The sequence below is a fragment of the Bacillus sp. GW823-FHT06B01 genome (assembly GCF_058952315.1).
The window spans coordinates 331,565-337,732 of record NZ_JBXAHR010000002.1 but is presented as its reverse complement, the minus strand read 5'-3'; the positions used below and the strand labels follow the sequence as shown (position 1 = coordinate 337,732).

At 33.5% G+C, this 6,168-nt stretch carries 5 protein-coding genes and 1 other annotated feature; all 5 genes read right to left on the bottom strand.

The features are described 5' to 3' along the window. On the bottom strand, positions 1-1,863 hold a 1,863-nt coding region (locus tag AC1Q8N_RS08750), incomplete at its 3' end, for an NEAT domain-containing protein (RefSeq protein ID WP_493521166.1). Positions 1,864-1,895: 32 nt separating this feature from the next. After that, positions 1,896-2,354 (bottom strand): NEAT domain-containing hemophore IsdX1, encoded by a 459-nt coding sequence (isdX1, locus tag AC1Q8N_RS08745; RefSeq protein ID WP_048544307.1) that lies wholly within the window; start codon positions 2,352-2,354, stop codon positions 1,896-1,898. Between the two features lie 23 nt (positions 2,355-2,377). Continuing rightward, the gene (gene isdC / locus AC1Q8N_RS08740) at positions 2,378-3,088 is read right to left on the bottom strand and encodes a heme uptake protein IsdC (RefSeq protein WP_048544308.1); all 711 of its coding nucleotides are present in this window, start codon (positions 3,086-3,088) and stop codon (positions 2,378-2,380) included. 498 nt (positions 3,089-3,586) lie between these two features. Further along, positions 3,587-4,912 (bottom strand): branched-chain amino acid transport system II carrier protein BrnQ6, encoded by a 1,326-nt coding sequence (gene brnQ6, locus AC1Q8N_RS08735; RefSeq protein ID WP_048544310.1) that lies wholly within the window; start codon positions 4,910-4,912, stop codon positions 3,587-3,589. A 117-nt stretch (positions 4,913-5,029) separates the two neighbouring features. Continuing rightward, positions 5,030-5,280: a binding site (T-box leader), on the bottom strand. Positions 5,281-5,388: 108 nt separating this feature from the next. After that, entirely contained in the window at positions 5,389-6,078 is a 690-nt protein-coding gene (locus tag AC1Q8N_RS08730; protein WP_048544312.1) for a 23S rRNA pseudouridine(2604) synthase RluF, read from the bottom strand. Positions 6,079-6,168 lie beyond the last annotated feature (90 nt).

Sequence of the window (6,168 nt, the reverse complement as noted above, 5' to 3'; positions counted from 1 at the left end):
GTTTCCGCCTTGATTGTCTAACGGTTTAACGCTATCTTTATCAAATGCGAATTGAATGTCGTAGAAATGATGATAATTCATTGAATCGATATCTACTTTTACTTTTGCATTTAACTTTTTAGATAAATCATCTACTTCTACTTCCACTACGCGTGTATCAGCTTTTTTATCTTCACTTAATACACTCGTATCAACGAACGAACCATTTTTCTCAAATTCAAACTTTGTAATCCATGCACTATTCGTTAATGTGAATGATACATATTTTTTACCATCTTTCACCTTTAACACGCCCGGACTCTTCGTATACGTGTTCATCATTGAAATTTCTTCTGTTTGATCTTTTAAAGCTTTGAAACTGATGCTGTATTCGCCATCTTTCATTGTTTCAACATTCGGCTTCTCTACTTCTGGTTTCTCTACTTCTGGTTTCTCTACCTCTGGCTTTTTATCTCCATCTGGTTGCTTTTCTTCGTTCTTAATTGGCTCAAGTTTATCTTGATTAAATTGAAGTTGTAATTCATGCGTTTGTTTATAATTTTGTGATGCCACTTCAATAAATACTTTTGCATTCAACTTTTTAGATAAACTGTCTACTTCAAATTCTACTACTCTTGTATTTTTCTCTTTATCTTCACTTACTACTTTCGAATCAACAAATGAACCATCTTTTTCTGTTTGGAAATTTTTAATTGATGCGTTATCTGTTAATGTTACAGTCGCTTTTTTCTTACCGTTTTCTACTTTTAATACTGCTGGACTTATTAGCTTGTCTTTCATTCTAGATTCTTCATCTGTCTTATCTTTTAATACTTTAAATGGAATGCTGTACTCTCCATCTTTCATTGTTTCAACTTCTGGTTTTTCTACTTCCGGCTTTTTATCTCCATCCGGTTGTTTTTCTTCATTTTTAATTTGTTCAAGTTTATCTTGTTCAAATAAAAGTTGTACATTATGTGTTTGCTTGTAACCTTGTGATGCCACTTCAATAAATACTTTTGTATTTATTTTTTTAGATAAATCGTCCACTTCAAACTCTACTACTCTTGTATCTTTTTCTTTATCTTCACTCACTACTTTTGCATCAACAAATGCGCCATCTTTTTCCGTTTGGAAATTTTTAATTAATGAGCTACTTGTTAGTGTTACAATTGCCTTTTTCTTACCGTTTTCTACTTTTAATACTCCTGGATTTACCATGTAAGTATTCATCTTAGATTCTTCATCTGTTTGATCTTTTAACACTTTAAATGGAATACTATAATTCCCATCGTTAATTGTGTTAGAATTGGGTTGTTGATCTGGGTCAGGCTTTTGGTCGGGCTTCTGACTTGGATCCGGTTTTTCATTTGGATCTGGCTTATTTGCTGGATCCTCTTTTTCATTTGGTTTTTCTACATGAATCGGTGTAATACTATTTTGGTCGAATGAAATACGAATGTCATAGTAATGATGATAATTAAACGCGTCAATATCAACTTTTACTTTTGCATTTAATATCTTCTCTACATCTTCCACATCAAATTCTACTACTCTTGTATTTTGTTCTTTATCTTCACTAATTACATTTGTCTCAACGAGCTGACCTGCTTTTTCTGTTTCAAATTTCGTAATCCATGAACTATTCGTTAACGTAAAGGATACCTTCTTCTTCCCATCCTTCACTTTTAAAGTCCCTGGACTTACAGAGTATTTATTCATCATAGATTCTTCATCTGATGTATCCTTAAGAACTTTGAAACCGATTGAATATTCACCGTCAGCTAGTTGGCTTGCTGCTTGAACTGCAAGTGGTTGTAATGTTGATACGAATGTAAATACCATTAAAAACATAGCAACAATAATTTTTACATACCTGTTCAATGGAACGACTCTCCCTTTTGAAAATTTTTTAATTATTTAATACTGTTCCCATCAAATACAAAACGAATATCATATGAAGCATTATAATTAATAATTGGGATATTAATTTTCACCTTGCCATTTAGTTTTTTTGACAAGTCAGCAACTTCAAATTCTACAACTCTAGTATTCTCTTTTGTATTTTCACTTAACACAGTAGCTTCTACGAATTGACCATTTTTTTCTACTTGTAAACTTTTAATAGAAGTACTATCTTTCACTTTGAATGAAACATATTGTTTTCCATCTTTAACTGTTAATGTTGCCGGACTTTCAAAATAACTATTCATTCTAGATGATTCATCTTTATCGCCTTTCCATACAGTAAAAGCAATATTATATTTTCCATCAGCCAATTTTGTAGCAGCCTTTGTATCTTGTAAACCTAGTGTTGCTATAAACGTAAATAAAACAGCAAATACGGCAATAATCATTTTAAATTGTTTAAACATATATTCATCACCCTTCAAAAGATTTATTTACTTAACTTCACTTTACGAATTAAGAAAACACCTGAAATAAGAATTAACACTGCAAATAATCCGATGCGTGCTTCATCGCCTGTTTTTGGGTTATCTGTTTTTTCAGCTTTACCACTTTCATTTGTTCCTTTGCTTGCCTCTTTATTTGTTTCTTTATTCTCTTCTTTCTTCACTTCTTCTTTTACTTTTGTATCTGTTTTTGTCTGATCAGTATTCTTTGTTGTAGCAGTTGCTTTATTTTCTCCACCTACCGCTTTTACATTTGCATCAAACGCAAAGCGAATTGTGTAGTTATGGTCATAATTTACGTTAGGTACAACAACATGAATTTTTGCAGCTGCTGGCTTAGATAAATCGTCTATTTTAAACTCTACAGTTCTTTTATCTGCAGATTCATCTTTACTAACAACTTTTGCATCAACAAAGTTCCCGTTCTCTGGTGCTTTAAATTCTGTAATCCAAGCACTATGATTCATCGGAATTTGTACTCTCATCTCACCATTTTTCACAATTAACTTAGCTGGTTTTTCAAAATAATCATTTGCCATTGAAGCTGAATCATTTTCTGCTTTTTGTATGACATAGTTAATATCGTAAGTACCGTCAGCGACATTTGCCGAAGCTTGTCCAAATGGCACTACGAAAAAAGCTAGCATACATACGAATGTCATAATAAAAGCGGGTAATACAGAAATCTTTCTCATTTGGCTTACTTCCTCCTTGTTTATCTTTCATCCATACTTTTTGAAAATGATAATTATTCTCAATTTATAAGAAAAAAATAATAATCCTCTATCATTATTTAATTGTAATTTATTTATGTAATGTAGATATTATTGATTATCATTCTCACTTCGTGTTAAAAATAATATCCCTCCCTATTCCTTATAAAGAGCGATTTACATTTTAACATAAGTCCCTATTCCTTTTGATGATTATCATTCTCAATGAAGGTCAAAAAAAATAAAACTAACCATTCTCCTACTCTATCACCTCTATCTACAAAATGATATCGTTATAGAAAACCTTATACCTTTCACTCCTCACTTTCCTTCCAATATTTCCACAACTAAGTCAATCTTAGCCTAATGCTAATTTTTTTGTCAACTATATTACGTATAAAATTTTAAATATCTAAATTTCCCTATATGCAATTTTTTCTACAAAAAAAGAGACTTTCTTTCATAGAAAGCCTCTTTTCACTATTTTTCTACAGCAACTTCTTGCTTTTGAAATAAAGAAACTACATATCCAATTGCAATTCCAATGATACCCGGAACTAGCCAACCAATCCCTACACTATATAGTGGAATTTTATCTAAGATAGGAGCAAGGGCCGCTACTTGAAGATTTGCATTATGCAATCCATCAAAGAAGCTAATTGCAAATGCTCCTACAATACCGCCTACATACATAGCTAATGGAAGACGAATATAGTTTTCAACAAGTGATAATACAATCAGTACGATACCAATTGGGTAAATTGCAATTAAAATCGGTAATGCTAATGCGTTTAACTGAGTTAACCCAAGGTTTGCTACCATAAATGCTAATACACAGAAGATGAAAACGACCTTTTGATAAGAAAGCTTTGGTAATAAGGAAGAAAAATATTCCCCACAAGCTGCAACAATACCTACAGAAGTTGTTAAACATGCCGCTGTAATTGCGATCCCTAATAATAAAGTTCCGTAACTACCAAATAAATGATTTACAACGTTTGTTAAAATAATTCCTCCGTTTGCTCCCATTCCAAGAGACACACTAGAAGCTCCCAGATAAGCAAGTGCTAAATAAACAAGTAGTAAACCGAGCGCTGCAATAAATCCTGCAAAGATTGTTACTTTTGCAATGCTGTTCTTATTTGTAACGCCTTTTGCTTTTAAAGCATTAATAACAACATTTCCGAAAACAAGTGCTGCAAGTCCATCTAAAGTTAAATATCCATCAATAAAACCTTTAAAGAGCGGAGCATTATACGCTTCTGTCGGTGCACCAAATTCTCCAATTGGTGTAATAATTGCTTTACCTACGATAATTGCTATAACAGCTAACAAAATCGGAGTTAATACTTTACCGATGCGGCCCACTAATTTCGATGGGTTTAAAGCTAAATAGAAAGTTACTGCAAAGAAAATGAATGTAAAGATAACAAGTGGATAAGATTGACCTGCTATCTCACTTGGTAAAAATGGTGCAACACTCATTTCATAAGCAACTGTTCCTGTACGCGGAACACTTACGAATACGCCTAAACATAAATAAATTGCAGTGATAAAAACAAGTGCGAATACAGGGTGTACACGTCCCGCTAGCTCATTAATATCTCCCTTTAGAGCTATAACAATTACCCCTAATAAAGGTAATCCAACACCTGTTACGATAAAGCCAAATAACGCGATCCATACGTCTGTTCCAGCACCTTGCCCTAAAGCCGGCGGGAAAATCATATTACCTGCACCGAAAAATAGTGCAAACAACATTAAACTTATTGCAAACATCTCAGAAAACTTTAAAGATGATTTCATTTCTACTAACCTCCTACATATTTTTAGATTAACAAAATATTCTGAATTAAAGACCGTCACATATCCTCTTTCAAGCATACTTCCCCGTAAAAGAACGCAAAAAACACCCGTCCCTAACAAAGGGACGAGTGTTGAAATCGTGGTTCCACCCTTATTCTAATAAAATGAATTTATAACAAAATAAGCTCATTTTATAGCTCGTGTAAATTGATAACGGTTTTATCCGCCAAGAATTACAATGCATCATGCAGTTCACTCTTGAAGTTTAGAGGTGGTAAGTTTGTCTTTCCGTATTAGGAAGCTCGCAGCCTAGGCTTCCCTCTCTGAGAATCGTCAAAAACAACTCATGTCCTCATCATTACTTTTATAAAATATCTTGTCGAAACTTGTTGTTTTTTATTATATGGGCTATTTTTTAAAAAATCAATAGTTTTATTTTTTCTGACAAAAAAATATAGGGAGAAAATTTTTCCTCCCTATAACTGATTTATTAAAATGTCTAATTCCTCAGATGTAACGCTCCGCCATTTTCCCACTTCAAGATCGTCTAGCTCTATATTCAGAATACGAACCCGCTTTAGCTTTGTTACAGTAAATCCGAAAGCACGGCTCATTCTACGAATTTGTCTGTTCATTCCTTGCGTTAAAACGATGCGAAATGTAGATTGATCCACTCTCGTCACTTTACAAGGCTTCGTCATTCCATCTTTAATCTTTACACCGCTGGCCATCTTATCAATAAACCAACCTGTAAACGGCTTATCAACTGTAACAATATATTCTTTCTCATGTTCATGATCTCCGTGTAAAATTTGATGGGCAATGGCGCCATCATTCGTTAATAAAATAAGTCCTTCCGATGCTTTATCTAATCGTCCCACAGGAAAAATTCGTTCTGGATAATTAATATAATCAATAATATTATCTTCAATATGATCGGCTGCTGTACAAGTAATTCCGATTGGTTTATGAAAGGCAATATACACCTTTTCTTTCTCTTCCTTTGCAATAACCTGTCCATCAATCGTTACCACATCACCATCGCTCACGAGTGCACCGTGCGTACATATTTCGCCGTTAATAGCCACGCGTCCTGCTTTAATGAGACGGTCTGTTTCACGTCTTGAACAGGATTTTGCTTCGCTTATGTATTGGTTGATTTTCATAGCTTATTCCTTTTCCTATATATTAAAAGCGTCAATCTATGGCAATATCACTCTGCCACGATTGACGCTCTTTTACTTCGCAAAAACAAC